At 44.6% G+C, this 15,009-nt stretch carries 12 protein-coding genes; 3 read left to right on the top strand and 9 right to left on the bottom strand.

The genetic code is table 11. The features are described from left to right. The first annotated feature begins 14 nt into the window (after positions 1-14). The gene (gene argF / locus FYJ66_RS05235) at positions 15-1,025 is read left to right on the top strand and encodes an ornithine carbamoyltransferase (RefSeq protein WP_465250560.1); all 1,011 of its coding nucleotides are present in this window, start codon (positions 15-17) and stop codon (positions 1,023-1,025) included. A 220-nt stretch (positions 1,026-1,245) separates the two neighbouring features. Here argF and FYJ66_RS05230 read toward each other — a convergent pair whose 3' ends face one another. After that, the gene (locus FYJ66_RS05230; protein WP_154572465.1) at positions 1,246-2,655 is read right to left on the bottom strand and encodes a FadR/GntR family transcriptional regulator; all 1,410 of its coding nucleotides are present in this window, start codon (positions 2,653-2,655) and stop codon (positions 1,246-1,248) included. Positions 2,656-2,912: 257 nt separating this feature from the next. On the opposite strand from FYJ66_RS05230, the gene thiT reads away from it, so the two are divergent. Next, on the top strand, positions 2,913-3,584 hold the full coding sequence (thiT, locus tag FYJ66_RS05225) for an energy-coupled thiamine transporter ThiT (RefSeq protein ID WP_154572464.1): 672 nt from the start codon (positions 2,913-2,915) through the stop codon (positions 3,582-3,584). A gap of 37 nt (positions 3,585-3,621) precedes the next feature. Here the strand turns inward: thiT and FYJ66_RS05220 are convergent, their stop codons facing one another. The 8 genes from FYJ66_RS05220 to FYJ66_RS05185 form a co-directional block, all read right to left on the bottom strand. Beyond that, a complete protein-coding gene (locus FYJ66_RS05220) occupies positions 3,622-4,080 on the bottom strand; it encodes a threonine/serine exporter family protein (RefSeq protein WP_154572463.1) in 459 nt (152 codons plus the stop codon). An 11-nt stretch (positions 4,081-4,091) separates the two neighbouring features. Continuing rightward, positions 4,092-4,880, bottom strand: coding sequence for a threonine/serine exporter family protein (locus FYJ66_RS05215; RefSeq protein ID WP_154572462.1), 789 nt, complete (start codon positions 4,878-4,880; stop codon positions 4,092-4,094). After that, positions 4,861-5,625 carry a 5'-methylthioadenosine/adenosylhomocysteine nucleosidase gene (locus FYJ66_RS05210; protein WP_154572461.1) on the bottom strand — a complete coding sequence of 255 codons (765 nt, stop codon included), beginning with the start codon at positions 5,623-5,625 and terminating at the stop codon, positions 4,861-4,863. The genes FYJ66_RS05215 and FYJ66_RS05210 overlap by 20 nt, the downstream gene beginning before the upstream one ends. A gap of 19 nt (positions 5,626-5,644) precedes the next feature. Further along, positions 5,645-7,324, bottom strand: coding sequence for an AMP-binding protein (locus FYJ66_RS05205; protein WP_154572460.1), 1,680 nt, complete (start codon positions 7,322-7,324; stop codon positions 5,645-5,647). A 163-nt stretch (positions 7,325-7,487) separates the two neighbouring features. Beyond that, on the bottom strand, positions 7,488-9,185 hold the full coding sequence (locus FYJ66_RS05200; RefSeq protein ID WP_154572459.1) for a sensor histidine kinase: 1,698 nt from the start codon (positions 9,183-9,185) through the stop codon (positions 7,488-7,490). A 2-nt stretch (positions 9,186-9,187) separates the two neighbouring features. Continuing rightward, the gene (locus FYJ66_RS05195) at positions 9,188-9,856 is read right to left on the bottom strand and encodes a response regulator (RefSeq protein WP_154572458.1); all 669 of its coding nucleotides are present in this window, start codon (positions 9,854-9,856) and stop codon (positions 9,188-9,190) included. A 56-nt stretch (positions 9,857-9,912) separates the two neighbouring features. Then, the gene (locus tag FYJ66_RS05190; RefSeq protein ID WP_154572457.1) at positions 9,913-11,685 is read right to left on the bottom strand and encodes a Na/Pi cotransporter family protein; all 1,773 of its coding nucleotides are present in this window, start codon (positions 11,683-11,685) and stop codon (positions 9,913-9,915) included. A gap of 121 nt (positions 11,686-11,806) precedes the next feature. Continuing rightward, the gene (locus tag FYJ66_RS05185) at positions 11,807-12,268 is read right to left on the bottom strand and encodes a YbaK/EbsC family protein (RefSeq protein ID WP_154572456.1); all 462 of its coding nucleotides are present in this window, start codon (positions 12,266-12,268) and stop codon (positions 11,807-11,809) included. 180 nt (positions 12,269-12,448) lie between these two features. Between FYJ66_RS05185 and FYJ66_RS05180 the strand changes: the two genes are divergently transcribed. After that, on the top strand, positions 12,449-14,959 hold the full coding sequence (locus FYJ66_RS05180) for a bifunctional diguanylate cyclase/phosphodiesterase (RefSeq protein WP_154572455.1): 2,511 nt from the start codon (positions 12,449-12,451) through the stop codon (positions 14,957-14,959). Positions 14,960-15,009 lie beyond the last annotated feature (50 nt).

Here is a 15,009-nt window from a genome sequence, read left to right as displayed (position 1 = left end):
AAAAGGAGCATATTGTGACTAAGAGTAAAATAAGAATTTACGGGAAAGATTTTCTTACCCTGCTGGATTTCAGCGAAGAACAGATACTTGGAATCCTTGACCTGGCCCAGGAACTGAAGGATATGAAGAAAAACGGCATTCCCCACCGGCTCTGCGAAGGCAAGAACATTGCACTGATATTCGAGAAGCACAGCACCAGAACCTTCTCCAGCTTCAACGTAGCAGCAAACGATCTGGGAATGAGCGCAACATTTTTCGACTCCCACGGTTCTCATATTGGAAAAAAAGAGTCCATTGCAGATACTGCCCGGGTTCTCACAAGGATGTTTGACGGCATAGAGTATCGTGGCTACGGCCAGGAAGTAGTTGAAGACCTGGCAAAATACTCCAGTGTACCAGTGTGGAACGGCCTTACCGACGAATTCCATCCTACACAGATTCTTGCTGACATGCTGACAATCAAGGAGCATTTTGGCAAATTGAAAGGCATAAAATTCGTGTTCATGGGTGATAACAGCTTCAACATGGGAAATTCTCTCATGATAGGCTGTGCTAAGCTGGGCCTGGACTTTGTTGCCTGCTGCCCTGAAAAATATCTCCAGAGCAGTGAAATATACGAAAAATGCGTTGAAATGGCCAAGGAAAGCGGCGCCACTATAACTCACGAGCCTGATCCATACAAGGCTGTAATAGACGCAGACGTTATCAGCACAGATGTGTGGGTTTCCATGGGAGAGCCTGACGAAATCTGGAAAGAAAGAATCGGAGATTTAATGGATTACCAGGTTACTTCCAAGCTCATGAAGGCAACTGGGAAGGAATCCACTGTATTCATGCACTGTCTTCCTGCATACCACAACCTGGACACTGCAAACGGAAGATATATCTACGAAAAATTCGGTATCGATGCTATTGAAGTTACCGACGAAGTATTTGAAAGTCCTCAGTCCATCGTCTGGGACGAGGCAGAGAACAGGATGCATACCATCAAGGCAATGATGGCAGCTACCCTTCTCAATATCTGATGATTGCTCATCCTGCTTCTTGATCAATGAAGATCCAGGAGGCAGGAGCAATATAAAAGCTCTTTCTGAACTATTTTTTCAAGCAGAAACAGAACCGGCGGAAATACTCCCTCTCTCCAGATGATTCATCACTGAGAAAGGGCTACAGATCCTCCGGTTCTGTTTCATTTTGTTTTATTGTGTTTCATATCATTTATTCTTCCCACGCCCCTGCTCAATACTAGAAAGCTGCATCTGCAATGACCTTAAGATGCCTTTCACATAACTGTCTCACAGCATCTTCGTCTCTCACCGCAATATATGACAGCATGTCAGAATGCTCATCGTAAATCTGTTTCATAAGCTGCTGTGCAAAATGTGCAGGAAGTTTAACCAGCTTTGCACCGAGAAGGTCATGGCAGAACTGAGAAGAAATCCTTTCTACCCAGTATAGAACCTTATTCCCGCAGATTTCAGCAGCCTTGCAATCGAAGTTCACACCGTATCCCATATAGTGATCGATGCTGTCTCTCCCCTCTGTCCAGGCCTCGTCTAGTGCAATCTGGATCTGCCTGATATCAGAATATTTCCTGAACCGGGCTGCAAACTGGAAAGCCACGGGCTCACATATTTCTCTCACTTCAAACACGTGTCTGAAAGTTATCTCTCCCCGCCGGTACATTATATTAAGGATTCTTTCTGCCCCCATGTCATCTACATTTCTGACCACAGTGCCGCTTCCTCTGTTTCTCTCAATATAACCTCTGACCTCCAGCATTCTCAGGGCCTCGATCAATACGGGCCGGCTTATTCCAAGAGTCTCAGTAAGCTTCCTTTCTGCCGGCATTTTCTGTCCTCCTTTAAGCTGACCTGAAATTATCATGCCCAGAATCTGGCAGTAAGCCTTCAGCGAAGCTCTGGAATCCGTCTTAACACCGTACAATTCTTCGGTAAGGGCCTTTCCATCATAGGTGTATTTCTCTCCTCTTATACCCTTGCTATCATAGAAAAGGCAGCTCTTTCCCTCTTTCAGGGCTTTCACTGCAATTGCAGGATCGTCTGTCCTCATGGCATCAATAAGCCTGCGGTGAGTCTTTATAAGATTCTTAGTATCAAATGTATTGATTTTATCCTTATTTTCTTTTTTTCTTACGTATTCTATCCACAGAAATGACAAGGCAGAAAAGAGGGCTGTAAGACATGGATTATTCATGCCTTTTATCATCTCAATATGTATTCTGCTTAACTGTTCGTGAATACCATCCTGCTCCGGACTCTGGCAAATCAATTCCAGTTTCTCGAAGGCCATCTCCATTTTTACAATGGATTCCTCATCTATCCTGTAAAAGAATTTACTGAGCAGCCGGGGTTCAGATTCTTTTACAAATTCAATTATCTGTCCCATGGAAATGCGGGAAGAAGCTAAGATCTCTACGACTGTTTTGTAAAACGTATCTGTGGAACTTATGACTTCTGCCCCTCCCCCAGGTATTATCCTTACCATTCCCATGGCCTGGAGCATCTTGATCCCGTCTCTGACTGTACCGTGACTCCTGTTGTAACGAAGCATCAGCTCCTTTTCCGAAGGCAGTTTCTCTCCGGTCAGGTACTCTCCCCGTATTATTCTCTCAGACAGATCTTCATAAACCATCTGCGAGGATCTCCCTGTGTTTACTTGTTCGAAGCCACCGGCAGCAGAATGTTCAGTCAAGGCAACATACCTCCTCTATAATTTGCAGCGTAAAATGCAACTGATGTAGAAAAATTCTAATTCACCCAGGTCCGAAGGTCAACGGAATGGAAAATAATCTTCGTTTATGATAACCTCTTTCAGTAGGACTGACACATAAAAGTCCAATAGGAAAAATATCAATCCATTGTTTTGTTATAGAAAGGACGTAAATACCCATGGGTAATCTTCAGAGTTTTTTTGAATCTGGCAAAGGGCAGATTTCTGTCATTGCCGTAATAGTGGTCTTTTTTCTTCTGGCGCTTATTCCACCAAAGAATCAGAAAACTCCTGGCAGAGGTGCAGATGTTAAGGCTCTCACCATTTCTGCACTGATGGTTGCAGCTGCCATCGTTCTGGGACAGTTCAAGCTTTTCTCCATGCCCCAGGGCGGCTCCGTTACTCCCCTGTCCAACCTTCCAATAGTGCTCTGTGCTTACTATCTGGGAACAAGAAGAGGTGTTACTGCCGGAATGTGCGTAGGACTCCTTAATCTGATTTTCGGACCATATGTAATCCATCCTCTCCAGATGCTGGTGGACTATCCCCTGGCCTTTGGAGCTCTAGGCCTTGGAGGGCTCATGAGAAACAAGAAGAACGGCATCGTAAAAGGATATATTGTAGGATTAATCGGAAGATATGCCATGGCTGTTCTTTCCGGTATAGTCTTCTTCGGTTCCTATGCACCAAAGGGATTCAACGCTGTAACATGGTCTGTCTGGTATAATTTCACATATCTTGCAGCAGAAGGAGTTATTACCGTAATAATCGTGAGCATCCCTACTGTAAAGAAAACACTGGAAAAACTAAGATATCAGATTGATCCGGAATTTGCATCACTGACATTCTAATTTATAAACTTAAACGTGAAAAAAGGGAGCAGGCGTATCAGCTTTGCTCCCAGTTTTTTATTCTTCTTATAAAATCCACCAGAACCCATATCACTGCAGCCCCTGCCACTATACCCAGTGCGAACTGAACCAGCTGAGCGGCGTTGTACTGCATCTGCTTCCAGTCATTCTGTACGGCATAGCTCATGACGTAGTACAGGTTCTTTCCCGGAATAAGGGGAATCAGCCCCGGAACTAGGAAAATCGTTGAAGGTGCCTTCATCTTCCTTGCCATAACTTCCGAGTAAAGGGAACAGAAAAGGCTGGCGATCATTGAAGGCCAGAAAACTGCCGTACCTCCAATGAGGTTGTACGAAATAAGATAAATCGTCCATTCAAGCATGCCGCCAATTGCCGCAGCAGGAAGAAGTCCTTTTCTCAGTCTGAAAACCAGGGCGAATCCCAGCGCACCCACAAAGGCCCCTGCTATCTGAATATAATCGTGTAAACCCAGCATCTGACCACCTCCTACAACAGTACCATGATGGCCAGAAATCCTATGGCAAGAGCCGTTGCCCACAGGAAAGTTTCAATAAGCCTCATAAGACCTGCAATAGTGTCTCCAAGAATAATGTCCCTTACTGCATTGGTCATGGCCAGGCCCGGTATTAGCAGCATGATATCGGATATCAGAACCACATCGGGATTGGCTGCTGGAAGGAACACCGCAGTAGGATATATGCAGAATCCTGTAATAAGAGATGCAATAAGGTTGAAAACGATAGTGTTCATGCAGAAAGGAGCCAGATAAATCTGACAGGTGAAAATAATAAGACCTCCAATAGTGGAAAGAATCACGTCCCACAGATTTCCTCCAAAAAAAACTCCGAAACCTGCTCCCACCAGAAGATAGCCTGCCAGATCGGCCACCCAGTTGTTTTTCGCCTTAATAATTGCTGTCACCCTCTGATCCAGCTGATTCAGAGGCACAGGATTTCTGCAGACAGCACGGCTAAGGGTGTTTATGGCATCAAACTTCGTAAAATCATTGCCGGCTACACTTTTCATTCTCCTGGTCTGGGTACACTCATGGCCTCCCTTGAATCTCACCGTAAGCATAATACTTGCAGTGATGGCCATAACGTCCACCTCCACAGCACCGTATGCCTTGGCGATCCTGGACATGGTATCCTCCACACGGCTTACCTCTGCTCCATAACCCATCAAAGCCTCCCCCACATCCAGAATGATGTGAAGGAGGCGGTTTTCGTCATCTCTGTCTTTTATCAGTAAGGAATTATTGATGTTCCTGATCATTTTCAATCTTGCCTATCATCGTAATTACTATCATTGCCGAGAGCTTAGCAGCATTGTCCTCGAATTCTTCATAGGACTGAATTGCTCCCATTCCACCTTGGGCAAGATCAGAGATCACCCTCATAGATGCAAATGGAACATTATTATAGGCTGCAGCCTGGGCAATTGCTCCACCTTCCATCTCTGCCGCCATGGCACCGAACATCTGGAAAAGCTCTTTTTTCTTATGAATCTCGGAAACGAACTGATCGCCAGTGACGATATACCCTTCCTTCACCTGCTCAGCTGACATAAGCTCGGAAGCCGCCTCGGCCATGAGATTGGCACATTTTCTGTCAGGCAGGTACACCGTAGGCCTGGTATCGTCTTCTCCTGTACTCATATATCCCTTAACGTGACCAAATGCTGTTACATCGAAGTCATGCTGGATCAGGCCTCTGGCCACAACTGCATCTCCCACTGAAAGGGAAGGATCCAGAGCTCCTGCAATACCTGTGTTAATAACCAGGTCTGGTGAGTATTCATCAATAAGTATCTGCGTGCAAAGTGCAGCGTTTACCTTTCCAATGCCGCTCTTTGCCACAATTACCTCAGCTTTTCCCAGGTTACCCTTCCAGACTTTAAGGGTTTTACCAGGTCCGGCCATTTCCATTTCCCCATTTTCAATGGTTTCCTTCAGATGAAGAATCTCATTGTCCATTGCTCCTATAATTGCTATTCTTGAAATCTTCTTTTCTTCGTTCATATTATCCTCTGCTATTACGCTATTCTATATTGCTGCCGTATCGCATTATCTTGGCGGTAGTGGTCTTTTCCAGTTCCTTGTCCAGCACCTGGATTACTTTCATAGCCTTGTAACCAGGCATCTCATCGTTTACTGCTCCTACGATGTCCTTAACTGCCTTCTCCAGTTCATCTTTGTCAGGCTGGTGGCCCAGAGCCTCAGCAACAACATCCTTATCCGGCAGAATTTTAACCTTTACCACCTGTTTGCCGTCCTTATCTCTGGCACCGGTAACAATGCACTCCTTCACTTCAGGATAGTCCATAAGGCGGTGCTCAAGCTCTTCCGGATAAATGTTCTTTCCGTTGTTAGTAACTATTACGTTCTTGATCCTGCCCTTAATATACAGCCAGCCCTGATCATCAATATAACCCAGGTCTCCTGTGTGGAACCAACCATCTACCAGCACCTTTGCTGTTGCATCCGGGTCATTGAAATATCCCAGCATGATATTGTCTCCACGGGTAATGATCTCACCCACTTCCTCGTCGTTTACGTTGATCAGCTTCATCTCGTTGCCAGGCATGACTTTTCCTGTTGAATCCATTTTCTGGTTAAAATCACTGTTTCCTGCTACCAGTGGAGCACATTCAGTAAGGCCGTAGCCCTGCAGGGTTTCTATGCCAAGAGCCTCGAAATCCTCTACCAAAGTGGTATCCAGCTCTGCAGCTCCAACGATAAACAGCCTCATCTTTCCACCCAGTGTGGCTCTTACCCTGTTCTTCACGATGGTCCGCAGGAAGAAAGGAAGCTTGTTCAGGGCCTGAGCCAGGGAGAGAGTCTCGAAGTATTCTTTATACCTTGAAGGAACAGATTTAGTAACTGCCTTCCTGATTCTCTTGTCCAGAACTGACAGAAGGGCAGGCACAACTACCAGGATTGAAGGATGGTATTCCTCAAGGTTCTTCTGGATTTTTGTAAGTCCGCCGCAGTATGTAATCTTAGTTCCTCTGGAAAGCAGCAAAAGGAGATTAAGAGTACATTCGTAAGTGTGGTGGAGAGGCAGAATAGAAAGAGTAACATCGGTAGGATGTATCTTTACCACCTGTACGGTAGAATAAATGTTAGAACATATATTGTACTGGGAAAGACATACTCCCTTTGCGCTTCCTGTAGTTCCAGATGTAAAAATCAGAACCTGAGTCTGGTCTTTGGGAAACTCTATGCTGTCTACGGTTTCCGTGAATGTCTGGCTGTCCGGTGTGGATGCATTGAAAACATCCGTAAAAGACAGCTGTCTCACATTTGAAGGCAGCTCAGCGAGAAGTGTCCGGGCAAAATAGTCTCCATAACAAATAGCCTGACAATCTGCAGCCTCTACGAAATTCTTAATATCATCGGTGTGGATTTCCTTATCCAGAGGAACTACGCATCCAACAGTAGAAGCACAGAGATAGCTGAGGCTCCACTCAAAACTGTTTTTTCCTATAACGGCAATCCGCTTGCCCCTGAGCCCCATCTCGATAAAAACATTGCAGAGCTTGTAGTATCTCTCCCAAAGTTCTTTATATGTGATATAGACATACTTCCCTCCTGGAGCTTTTATCTGAAAAGCCGTTCTCTGAGGGAATTTCTCATAACTGGAATTAATTATTTCTCTGTAGTTGTTAAACCTTGCTGTATTATAGGTCTTATCACTGGCCCTGACGTAATCTGCCATACCCTTGTCACCTTTCATTAAACATAGGAGAGCCCGGCTCTCCATACAAATACACCCTATATAATAACAGAAATTCCGCTGATTTTCATTTCAATAATTATGCTCCCCTGTCCCTGATATGGAGAAAAGGGCCCGCCATGAGGCAGACCCTTTCTCCTTTCTATTAAATCTCACTAATTGCTCCACTGTCTTCTGAATCCGTGTTATGCATTATAGGCAGAAGAATTTCTATCTCCGTGCCGGCGCCCTTTTTACTGGAGAGATTCACGCTTCCTCCCATGTCAAGCACCGCATGTTTTACTATGGAAAGGCCAAGGCCAGTTCCACCCGTTTCCTTGGAGCGGCTCTTATCCACTCTGTAGAACCTTTCAAAGACCCTTTCCTGATCCTCCTCTGGAATACCAATACCCGTGTCTTTTACAGAAATGCTGGCTCTGTCCCCTTCCATCTTAGTGGTGACTGTAACACTTCCCCCGTCCACATTGTATTTAATGGCGTTCTCTATGAGGTTGTAGAATACCTCGTGAAGAAGTTCTCTTGATGAAACCAGGAAAACCTGATCTCCATTTACACTTGTGGTGACATTTTTTTCCTGTGCCAGGGGTGCAAGAGCCTCTGATTCTTCTGCTATAAGTGATTTCAGCTCCAGGGGCTCACTGATTACAGGTGCGCCCTCATCCAGCTTGGACAGGTGGATTATATCCTCTATCAGCTCCACAAGGCGGCCTGCGTCTTTTCTGATCTTTCCTGCAAACACCTTCACATCTTCACCCTGGGCCATTCCACTTTCAATAAGCTCTGCACTTCCCATTATGGAATGCATTGGAGTCTTCAGCTCATGTGAAACATTTGCGGTGAATTCCCTTCTGTTCCGTTCTGCATGAACCCTGTCAGTATTGTCAAAGACCAGGATTATTATACCAAACCGGTCTTTTGAAGAATCAACCCTGCTCATATTCAGCTGGTACTCTTTGCCGTATCTGCTGATCTGAAGGCTGCTGTGCCCCTGCTCCTTTGTCTTCAGAATTGCCATGTCGATTCTCTGATCTTTCTCGATGGCCATGATGTTCTTGTTGAGGCAGTCTCTGTCAGTGCCGAAGAACTTTGCAGCTGACGGGTTAATGCTGATAATCCTTCCTTCGGAGCCTATGAGGAGCAGTCCTTCTTCCATGTTAGAGGTAATGGCGTCAAACTCCATCTTCGAGGATTCCAGTTCCCTCCTCTGACTGTTAATCAGGGTAACCTGCTGCTGCACCTTGTTCATAAGGGGAACCAGTTCCTCATAAGGGCAGCTTCTGGACGGATGTTCCAGATCCATGGCCTGCAGGGGATCTACAATGCCCTTTGTCAGTCTGTAGGCCAGGAAAAGTGAAATCAAAAGGGCGATGGTTACGATAATGATAATTGGCTGGAGAAGAGATACTATAAGTCCGAACAGTGAAATGCGAACTGCCGACACCCTCACTATCGACCCGTCATTAAGCCTTCTGGCTATGTAATGGGTCTCTTCCATTCTGGTCACAGAGTAACGAGTGCTTTCTCCTTTCCCGGTCTTCTGCGCCTCCTTTACTTCTTCTCTGTTTTTGTGGTTCTCCATTCCAGAAGCCTTTGCTTCTGAATCATAAATCACTGTCCCGTCCTTAGCTATCAGAGTATATCTGTCACTGTTGTCCGGTGCGTGCTTCAGGAAGGAAGCCCCTTGCTGTTCGACTCCAGCCGAGGCCAGCTCCGCCTGGTTAATCAGTTCATCTTTCTGAATCTTTGTAAAGTATCCGTCAAGAACGCCAAGAATTATTACCATGATCACAAGTATGGTGATCACCGCAGTACCAAATATCGAAGCGAATATCTTTTTTCTCATGACTACGCCTCCAGCCGGTATCCTACTCCTCTGACTGTCTCAATTTTGCTGCCGTAAGGGCCCAGTTTCTGCCTCAATGTTCTTATGTGTACGTCGATGGTTCTGGAATCACCAATAAGCTTCTCTCCCCAGACAGACATGAACAGCTGCTCTCTCGTAAATATCATTCCGGGTCTGGACAGGAAAAGCCTTAAAATCTCATACTCCTTCAGGGTCAGAGACAGCTTCTCCTCATCAAGAGTAACTGTATGACTGTTTTCGTCCAGCACAAGTTTTCCCATCCTGTATTCCTGCTTTGAGTGGCTGTGATCCGCCCTTCTGAGAACAGCTCTTATTCTGGACACCATTTCCATCATTCCAAAGGGTTTCACAAGATAGTCATCTGCCCCCATGTCCAGACTTTGGACTTTGTCATATTCCATACCTTTTGCGGTGGCCATAATAACAGGAATATCTGATGTTGAAGGATTGATCCTGATCTCCTTCAGGAGTTCTACTCCATCTACGTCAGGAAGCATGATATCCAGCATTATCAAATCTGGTCTCTCCTTTGAAAGAGCTTCCATCATGGATTTTCCATTCTCAAAGCCCCTGGCTTCAAAACCGGTAGACTTCAATGTATACAGTTCTATTTCCCTGATATCCGAATCATCTTCAACACACCAGATCATTACTTCCTGCCTCCATAACAGCGAAAACTAATTATTATAGATTATATCAAGCTGATTTAATTTATTGCCTCGTCAAGAGGGAACATATGCTGGTACTTAGTGTACTCTTCCTTGAAGGAGTTCTGATCCTTTATTGCTCTCTTTGTTTCATGGCGTCTGTCAACGTTCATATCTTCCTGAGCCAGAGTTACACCGATGTTTGAGCAGTGGTCGGCTATTCTCTCAAGGTTTGTTGTCATATCCTCAAGAACGAAGCCCATTTCAACGGAACAGATGCCGTTTCTCAATCTGATTATGTGCCTGCTCTTCAGCTCATAGCTAAGATCATCCACTACCTCTTCAAGAGGCTCAATCCTCTCTGCCGCATCAGGGGTAAGCTGCTTAAGTGATTCTCCTGTAATCCTGAGAAGTTCTCTGACGGCGTTCATCATCACCCTCATATCCTCTGCGCCGTTATCGGAGAAGTGCTGATTTTTTGTAACCATTTCCAAAGCGCTGTCCCGGAGATTTACTGCATGGTCTCCTATTCTTTCCAGATCTCCAATTGACCGTAGAATTATGGTAGTCTGGTGGCTTTCCTTCTCAGAAAGGGCCTGGGGAGTAATGCCCAGAATATATGTTCCTATTCTGTCCTCAAAACGGTCTGTAGTCTTCTCAAGCTTCTTAACCCTGGCTGCTGTTTCTTCATCGTAATTGTCAAACAGGCTCATTGCAGTTTCAACAGCTTCTATTGCATAATCTGCCATTTTGAAAACTGCATCGATGCTTACTGAAATGGCAACAGAAGGCTGATTGAGAAATCTGTTGTCCAGCTTCTTGAGGAATGGATCCATATCCTCTTCAGCGTGTTCATGACCATCTCTGATGGTAGCAGTTGCCAGCTTTTCCAGTACCTTTGAGAAAGGCAGCAGTACAGCTGTCGCTGTAATGTTGAAGGTCGAGTGGATAACTGCTATTCCTGCCGGATCCGCCACATTCTTCAGAAATGCAAAACTAAGGAACGCATTCAAACTGTAGAATACTGTCATAAACAATATGGTACCTATGATGTTGAAATACAGGTGAATCATGGCAGCTCTCTTTGCATTCTTTGAAGCTCCAATGGCAGACAGAAGAGCCGTAACACATGTTCCGATATTCTGTCCCATGATGATAGGAAGGGCTGCTCCGTAAGTTACCGCACCTGTAGTGCACAGAGCCTGGAGAATACCAACTGATGCAGAAGAGCTTTGAATAATGGCTGTGAGAGTAAGGCCTACCAGAACTCCCAGTACAGGATTGGAGAACTTAGTGAACAGGTTGATGAAATCAGGCATCTTGCTCAGTGGTTCCACAGCACCGCTCATGGTGTTCATTCCAATCATGAGAACCGCAAACCCCAGCATGATAGTTCCTGCGTTTTTCTTCCTGTCAGAATGAGAAGCGAACCTGAGAATCACACCTATCATTGCCAGAACAGGTGAAAAGGATGATGGTTTCAGCATCTGCATGAAAAAGCTGTCACCGCTGACCGATACAAGAGACAAAAGCCATGATGTCATCGTTGTACCGATGTTGGCACCCATTATCACTCCCACTGCCTGGTGCAGTGTCATGATTCCGGAGTTTACGAAACCAACAACCATTACAGTTGTTGCTGAAGAGGACTGGATTACTGCTGTAACCCCTGCTCCAAGGAGAACACCCTTTACGGTGCTCGATGTCATGTTTCCCAGTCTCTTTTGAAGTTCTCCTCCTGAGAAATTCTTCAGGGCTTCGCCCATGACGTCCATGCCGAACAGAAACAGGGCCAGTCCGCCTACAAAAGAGAGTAAATTAAATATACTCATAATTCCTCCAACACATTTACATACACTTAATGCATATTATCCATACTTTGAAGTTTAATAATCTTTTGTAAAATGGGAAACACGGTAAATGTTAAATCTATGTTAAGTTTTAATTTCTTCTTTACTTACATACGTCTATCCACTTAAGATAGCCGGAACACTTTTCCAGCTCCGGAACTGTCAGCTTAACCGCACTGTTTCCAGTTCCTGCTGCCGGATATACGACCTCATGCTTCTTAAGGCTGTTGTCTAGATAAACCTGAACTCCTTCTTTTACCCCAAATGGGCAAACACCACCTGGAGCGTGACCCACCAGAGCTTCCACCTGGTCACTGTGTATCATCTTCGCCTTTGTCTTAAATTCTTCTTTAAACTTATGGTTATCAATTCTCGCCTTGCCAGATGCAAGAACAAGAACTGGAACGTCCTTTACCAGGAAAGACAGGGTTTTTGCTATCTGATCAGGCTCCACCCCAACTGCTTCTGCTGCCAGATCTACAGTAGCAGAGGATTCATCCAGAAGTTTAACCCTGTCCTTGAATCCATACTCATCAAGACATCTAACTGCACTCTCAAGTCCCATGACTTCACCTCTCATCAAAAGAAAAATATTCCCTTTAACTGATTTTTTCAGTTAAATAAGCACATAAAAATTTTACAATCGTTTGATTATAGGCCATGGAATACAGTATGTCAAAATGATACAATAATCACGTAAAAACAGGGTATTCTAACATATTTCAGAGGGAAAAGAGATTATTCTATGGAAAGTGAAAATGAAAATGATTTAGGCATCAGCGGGGAGGATAAAGACTCCCTCTCCCATGTTATGTTACAGAAAATAGGCAGGCTTCTACTATTTAATAATTACCGGGGAAATGAACAATTTACTAAAAACCCTGAACTGTTAAAGGCTGCAGCCAGAAATAACTGCACCTCAGGAATCGGGGTCTTTTATCTTGTGCTGCTCATTGGTGTCCTGGGCACCATTGGAGAGTTTCTACCTTTCGTAACACCGGAAGTCTTTCCCCAGATTAACGGAACCCTTGTCTACATCATGATGATAGTTTTAAACGCCGGGTTCATTCTTATTTTTCAAGATATGAACAAGAAAGTAGACCTGATGGATCCGGTCCGTGTGCTCAATGTAGCTTATATCTGTTTCTCCGTAGATGCCCTCCTTGCTGGTCTGACCATCTTCAGTACACAGCAGGGAAGTTCTACTTTCTTTGAACTGACTCTCATCATGACCATCCTTTGCTATCTGCCATTTTACAGAAAAGCCAGAGGCTGGTTCATTCCCTTTATCAGCCTTGTAGTTCCCGTTCTCACCGTCAATATAACAGACTCTGACATTCCTGCGGCATGGCAAGACCAGTTTGATATCGTAATTTTCTACATTTTGTGTGAAATCTATATTTACATAAAAAGAAACTGGTTCATTACAAGTGTCCGCCTTCAGCTTGATTTGAAGGAAGCAAACAGAAAACTGGCTGTTAAGAGCCGTACAGACGGGCTTACAGGATTGATGAACCGCACCGCCCTGGAAGAAGACAAGGTATTTTTTCTTCATCACCACCTGTGCATTGCCATGATCGACTTTGACTCCTTCAAAAAGGCCAATGATACATTGGGCCATACCTACGGAGATAAAATACTGAAAGATTTCTCAACTCTTCTCCAGAAACAGGAATACTTCAAAAAGTGTTTCTGCTACCGATATGGTGGTGATGAATTCATCATTATTGCAAAGGAAGCTGATCTTTCTGAATTTGCTAAGGAAATCACTGATTTTCAGAACCTGTTCAACAGCAGTGCAGAAGAACTACCTGTAGCGGTGAGCATCGGATACTCTTATGGCATTGTTTCCACAGCATATCAGTTTGAATGCTGCATAAGAACTGCTGATTCCCAGCTTTATGAATCTAAGTACGACGGCTACGGTCGTCCTTGCGGCAAGCCCTTCACTTCAGATACTGTGAAAACAGAAGAGAAAACATTATCCGGAGATTACGATTATGAAATGAAAGACATGGCAACAGGTCTCCTGAACCGAAAGGGCTTCTACAAGTGTGTCTCCAAAGAGCTGAAAAACAATACCAACTGGACAATAGTATTTCTGGATATTGACCGTTTCCAAGACCTTAACAAGAGATTCGGTTACAAAACGGGAAACACAGTAATAAGGAAAGTTTCATCTGCCCTTTCCTCCTCCTTCCAGGATGCTGTCATCACCCATACAAATTCAGATCATTTTGCCATGATGATTCCTTCAACAGACAGAGAGAATATTCTCCGGCGGATCAGCAAGGCTCAGCAATTATTTTCTACCATGGTACCACACTGGCATCTGGTAGTCCGGGCAGGTGTTAAATTCAATGATGTAGAGGAAGATCCGCTGAGTATCAGAACTGCCATTGATATGGCAAAGTATGCCTGCGACTCCCTGAGGCACCAGTCCAACTTCCTCATAAAAATATATGACAACGATCTGGAGCAGCAGAGGATATACGAAAGCTACGTCATAAACAATCTTGACGATGCCCTTAGAAAGGGCCACATCCAACCATACTACCAGAAAGTGGTAAATGCTTCAGATGGCTCTGTTGCAGGTTATGAGGCTCTGTCCCGGTGGATCACCGAAGACGGCAGTATAATTTCACCGGCCCGGTTTATTCCTGTCCTTGAATCCAACAACGATATATACAAGGTTGATTTCTATATTCTCCGCCAGGTGTGCAGCGCATTCTCGAAAATGCCGGAGGAATTCAAGAACAGCCACTTCGTTTCTGTTAACTTTTCAAGAATAGATTTCGACGTTGTGGATATGGTAAAAAGTTTAAGCTCTACCGTGGAGGAATACGACATTCCGAAAGGAAGTATTATATTTGAAATAACAGAGTCAGCCATGGCTGACAGCACAAAAATACGTAAAAGCGTCACCCACCTTCGGGCCATGGGCTACCACGTGTGGCTTGACGATTTTGGTTCAGGCAATTCTTCTATGAACCTTTTAAAAGATTACCAGGTGGACGGAACTAAGCTGGACATGGGTTTCATCAAGGATCTGGACAGTAACCCAAAAGCCAGAATAATAATAAACGAGCTTATAAGGCTCAGCCACGCTCTTGATATGGAAGTAATAATGGAAGGGGTTGAAACTGAAGAACAGAACCAGTTCATCCGGGACTGCGGTGCCGAATTCATTCAGGGCTTTTACTACGGTAAACCTCTCCCCCTTGAAAAAACTCTTAATCCTGAACTGTTTCAGTAATATGTGCACATAAATTTTCAGGGGCCGGATTAATCCGGCCCCTGAATTAG

It is taken from the genome of Allobaileyella intestinalis (assembly GCF_009695865.1).
Taxonomy (GTDB): domain Bacteria; phylum Bacillota; class Clostridia; order Peptostreptococcales; family Anaerovoracaceae; genus Allobaileyella; species Allobaileyella intestinalis.
This window is presented reverse-complemented; position numbering and strand designations above follow the sequence as displayed.

What these genes read in the sequence shown, in the direction of transcription:
- thiT (WP_154572464.1), top strand. Translation starts at nt 2,913, where the DNA reads ATGGGTAATCTTCAGAGTTTTTTTGAATCTGGCAAAGGGCAGATTTCT.
- FYJ66_RS05200 (WP_154572459.1), bottom strand. Translation starts at nt 9,185, where the DNA reads ATGAGAAAAAAGATATTCGCTTCGATATTTGGTACTGCGGTGATCACC.
- FYJ66_RS05205 (WP_154572460.1), bottom strand. Translation starts at nt 7,324, where the DNA reads ATGGCAGATTACGTCAGGGCCAGTGATAAGACCTATAATACAGCAAGG.
- FYJ66_RS05230 (WP_154572465.1), bottom strand. Translation starts at nt 2,655, where the DNA reads ATGGTTTATGAAGATCTGTCTGAGAGAATAATACGGGGAGAGTACCTG.
- FYJ66_RS05195 (WP_154572458.1), bottom strand. Translation starts at nt 9,856, where the DNA reads ATGATCTGGTGTGTTGAAGATGATTCGGATATCAGGGAAATAGAACTG.
- FYJ66_RS05190 (WP_154572457.1), bottom strand. Translation starts at nt 11,685, where the DNA reads ATGAGTATATTTAATTTACTCTCTTTTGTAGGCGGACTGGCCCTGTTT.
- FYJ66_RS05215 (WP_154572462.1), bottom strand. Translation starts at nt 4,880, where the DNA reads ATGATCAGGAACATCAATAATTCCTTACTGATAAAAGACAGAGATGAC.
- FYJ66_RS05210 (WP_154572461.1), bottom strand. Translation starts at nt 5,625, where the DNA reads ATGAACGAAGAAAAGAAGATTTCAAGAATAGCAATTATAGGAGCAATG.
- FYJ66_RS05180 (WP_154572455.1), top strand. Translation starts at nt 12,449, where the DNA reads ATGGAAAGTGAAAATGAAAATGATTTAGGCATCAGCGGGGAGGATAAA.
- FYJ66_RS05185 (WP_154572456.1), bottom strand. Translation starts at nt 12,268, where the DNA reads ATGGGACTTGAGAGTGCAGTTAGATGTCTTGATGAGTATGGATTCAAG.
- FYJ66_RS05220 (WP_154572463.1), bottom strand. Translation starts at nt 4,080, where the DNA reads ATGCTGGGTTTACACGATTATATTCAGATAGCAGGGGCCTTTGTGGGT.